Here is a 3,469-nt window from a genome sequence, read left to right on the forward strand (position 1 = left end):
CCAAGGACTACATCGAGGGGCAGTATCACAAGGCACAGATGGGGGTGATTCCGGCGCAGAGTACCTTGAGGCTGGTGCCTGCAGACTAGCATTGGGATGCAGCTCGTGAGAGCGGATTTATCCGCGAAGGACTGCATAGCAGTCCCATCTTTGGGGCGTGTTGCGCCCCTTCGCGGATAAATCCTCTACACAAGTGGTTGCGATGGGGCCTGTCAGCCTTGCCACTTACCGCCTTCGACAATCACGCTCTCAGGCTTGGTGTCATCGCTCAGCTCTTTACGTACATATTGGTCGTACAGCTTGAGCAAAAACTTCTCTTCCCCCAGCTTCGCCAACTCGGCGTTCACCCAATCGCGCAGCTCGGTATTGCCCTTTTTCACCGCAGGCGCAATCGGTGCTTCATCGCCCAATTTCTCTTCCAGCACGCGGTAGCCCGGGTTCTGCTTGGCCCAGCTGAACAGCACCAGGTTGTCCTGGGCATAGGCATCGCCACGGCCAGCGGACAGCGCTTGCAGCGACTCGGAGTTTTTCTCGAACTTGAGCAGTTTCCAATCCGGATGATTCTTGGTCAGCCAGATATCGGCGGTCGTGCCGGTGGTGACAATGGTGGTGCGGGTGGCCAGGTCATTCAGGCTTTTTACGGAACTGTCGTTAGGCACCAGCGCCTGCACGGCGACTTTCAGGTTGGGGTTGGTGAAGTCCACCGCTTCCTTGCGCTCCGGCGTCACGGTCATGTTGGCGAGGATCAGATCGACCTTGTCGCTTTGCAGGAACAGAATACGGCTGGCCGGCTCCACGGCGACGAATTCGACTTTGTTTTCATCGCCCAGCAGATCCTTGGCGAATTGACGGCCAATGTCGGTATCGAAACCGACGTAGCGACCGGCCTCATTCACAAAGCCGAACGGCGGCTTGTCAGTGAACACGCCGACGATCAGCTTGTCCCGCGCCTTGATCTTGTCGATAGCGCTCGCAGCAGCGGCGACAGGTTTTGCAGGCTCTTCGGCCTTTTTATCGCAACCGGCCAGCAGTGCGACGGCAAACAGTGGCAGCAGTAATTTTTTCATATCAGCTCCAGTTCCTTGGTTTTCTTGGGCAGTGTTGAAACAAAGGAGAACTTCTCCAGGAACTGCTGCGCGCGTGCGGTCTGCGGGTTCGTAAAGAATGCCTCGGGGGTGTTGTGTTCGAGGATGCGACCGGCCTCCATGAACACCACGCGGTCGGCGACGGCGCGGGCGAAGGCCATTTCGTGGGTGACGATCAGCAGGGTCATGCCATCGCGGGCCAGGCCCTGGATCACTTCCAGCACTTCCTTGACCATTTCCGGGTCGAGGGCGGCGGTGACCTCATCAAACAGCATGACCTGGGGGTTCATGCACAACGAGCGGACGATGGCGATGCGTTGCTGCTGGCCACCAGAGAGCTGGCGCGGGAAGGCATCGCGCTTGTCGGCCAGGCCCACGCGCTCCAGCAGTTTTTCCGCCTGGTCGCGGGCTTCGCGGGGCTCGCGCTTTTGCACTTTCAGCGGCCCGAGCAGGATGTTGTCGAGCACGTTCATGTGCGGGAACAGGTGGTAGCTCTGGAAGACCATGCCGATGTCCTGGCGTACCTGACGCCAGTCAGTCGATTTATCCAGCAACTCCTTGCCGGCAAAACGCAGGCTGCCGCCCTGGGCCACCTCCAATCCGTTCAAGCAACGCAGCAAGGTGCTTTTGCCACAGCCGCTGGGGCCGAGGATCACCACCACTTCGCCGCTTTGCACACTCAGGTCGATGCCCTTGAGCACCTGCTGTTCACCGAAGAATTTGTTGAAACCCTGAAACTCGATCAATGCACTCATGCTTGGGCCCAGCGCCGTTCCAGCACCTTGGAGGCGGCCGATAACGGGTAGCAGATAAAGAAGAAAAACAGGAACAGCACGCCGTAGATCAGCACTGACTCGTAGGTGCGTTCGATGATTTGCTGGCCGACCTTGATCACGTCCACCACGCCGATCAGCACCGCCAGGGAACTGGTCTTGATGATCCGCGTGTAGACGTTGATCGTCGGCGGTGTCATGCGCTTGAGTGCCTGGGGCAGCAGCACGTAGCCGTACAACTGCGGATCGGACAGACCTATCGACAACCCCGCCTCACGCTGGCCACGGGGCAGCGAATGCAGTGCGCCGCGAACCACTTCACCCACTTCACTGGCACCCCACAACGACAGCACCAACACCGCGCACCAAAAGCTTGGAATACTCAAACCAAAGAAAATCGGCAGGCCAAAGAACAGCAGGTAAAGCCACACCAACACCGGAATCGCCCGAAACAACTCCAGGTAAACCCGCAACACGGTGTTGACCACTGTGTTATTCAACGTGCGCAGCACGCCATACAGCACGCCGCCGACCGTGCTGAACGCGATGCTCAAGAAGGAAATCGACAGAGTTTGCGCAGCGCCCTGGCCCAGTTGCGGCAACGACACCCACAACAACTCAAGACCCGAACTGGCCATGCTGGAGCCTCCTTTCCAGGCGGCTGAGCAGCAGCGACAGTGGCAAGAACAACAGCACGCAGATCAGCGTGAGCACGGCGAGCATTTCGTAGGTCTTGTAGTAGAGCGCGATGTAGCTCTTGGTGGTGTAGAGAATCTCCGGCACCGCCACGGCGGACACCACCGTGGTCTCCTTGAGCAGGAAGATGAAATTGGCGAACAACGCCGGCAGGCTGAGGATGCCGGCCTGGGGCAAAATCACATGGCGCAGCAGTTGCCAGTCGGACAGGCCGATGGACTTGCCCGACTCAATCTGCGCCAGCGGCACCGCTTCCACACCCGCACGCAGCACTTCGGTGAGATAGGCGCCGCCGAGGAAAGTCATGGTGATGATTGCCGCCCAGAACCCGGAGATGTTGAAACCCAGGGCCGGCAGCGCGAAGTAGACGAAAAACAGTTGGATCAACAGCGGCGTATTACGCGCCAGCTCCACATACAACGCCACCAGGCGCGACAGGTACGGCGTGCGAAATACCAGCAGCGCCGCATTGATCAGCGCCACCAGCAAGGAGGTGGCAATGGCGATCAAGCCCACTTGCAGCGTCACCCCCACGGCTTTCAGAAACGCCGGCAAGGTGCTGAGGATAAAAGCGAAATCGAAGGTCATCGTGAGTCCATGACGCCGCAAGGGTAATGCGGCGAGCGCAATCCATATCGACGTGGGTAACGTCGGGTAGCGCGAACTTTAAAGGTATAAAAAGTAAAATTTAAATACTCAAATAGCATATTGATATCACCCAAAAAGATAACCACCGGGTTAGCGGGTTTGGCCAGTCGCAGCTATGGTCTTGGGGTCGAAAGATTCGAGGGATCGAACCATGAACGAAGCGAAACCGATGGATCCGCAGGAGTTGGTGAAGTGGTTGGTGGCGTTGCGCAGGGCAATCAATAGCCGCGATCTCTAACCAGGCGCAGATCCAAATGTGGGAGCGGG

Annotated in this window: 4 protein-coding genes; all 4 read right to left on the reverse strand. The window is 58.1% G+C overall.

Annotated elements, in window-relative coordinates; translation table 11 throughout:
* Positions 1 to 212 precede the first annotated feature (212 nt).
* From ACRESD_RS21640 to ACRESD_RS21655, 4 genes are read right to left on the reverse strand one after another with little or no spacing between them, the layout of a single operon-like run.
* Positions 213 to 1,067, reverse strand: a complete 855-nt coding sequence (locus ACRESD_RS21640; protein WP_431752771.1) for a transporter substrate-binding domain-containing protein — start codon at positions 1,065 to 1,067, stop codon at positions 213 to 215.
* On the reverse strand, positions 1,064 to 1,840 hold the full coding sequence (locus ACRESD_RS21645) for an amino acid ABC transporter ATP-binding protein (RefSeq protein WP_431752772.1): 777 nt from the start codon (positions 1,838 to 1,840) through the stop codon (positions 1,064 to 1,066). Before ACRESD_RS21645 ends, ACRESD_RS21640 begins: the two co-directional genes overlap by 4 nt.
* Entirely contained in the window at positions 1,837 to 2,496 is a 660-nt protein-coding gene (locus ACRESD_RS21650) for an amino acid ABC transporter permease (protein WP_431752773.1), read from the reverse strand. The genes ACRESD_RS21645 and ACRESD_RS21650 overlap by 4 nt, the downstream gene beginning before the upstream one ends.
* Positions 2,477 to 3,142 (reverse strand): amino acid ABC transporter permease, encoded by a 666-nt coding sequence (locus ACRESD_RS21655; protein WP_003187615.1) that lies wholly within the window; start codon positions 3,140 to 3,142, stop codon positions 2,477 to 2,479. Before ACRESD_RS21655 ends, ACRESD_RS21650 begins: the two co-directional genes overlap by 20 nt.
* Positions 3,143 to 3,469: the final 327 nt, after the last annotated feature.

The organism is Pseudomonas sp. (assembly GCF_050739995.1).
GTDB lineage: Bacteria > Pseudomonadota > Gammaproteobacteria > Pseudomonadales > Pseudomonadaceae > Aquipseudomonas.

What these genes read in the sequence shown, in the direction of transcription:
- ACRESD_RS21655 (WP_003187615.1), bottom strand. Translation starts at nt 3,142, where the DNA reads ATGACCTTCGATTTCGCTTTTATCCTCAGCACCTTGCCGGCGTTTCTG.
- ACRESD_RS21640 (WP_431752771.1), bottom strand. Translation starts at nt 1,067, where the DNA reads ATGAAAAAATTACTGCTGCCACTGTTTGCCGTCGCACTGCTGGCCGGT.
- ACRESD_RS21645 (WP_431752772.1), bottom strand. Translation starts at nt 1,840, where the DNA reads ATGAGTGCATTGATCGAGTTTCAGGGTTTCAACAAATTCTTCGGTGAA.
- ACRESD_RS21650 (WP_431752773.1), bottom strand. Translation starts at nt 2,496, where the DNA reads ATGGCCAGTTCGGGTCTTGAGTTGTTGTGGGTGTCGTTGCCGCAACTG.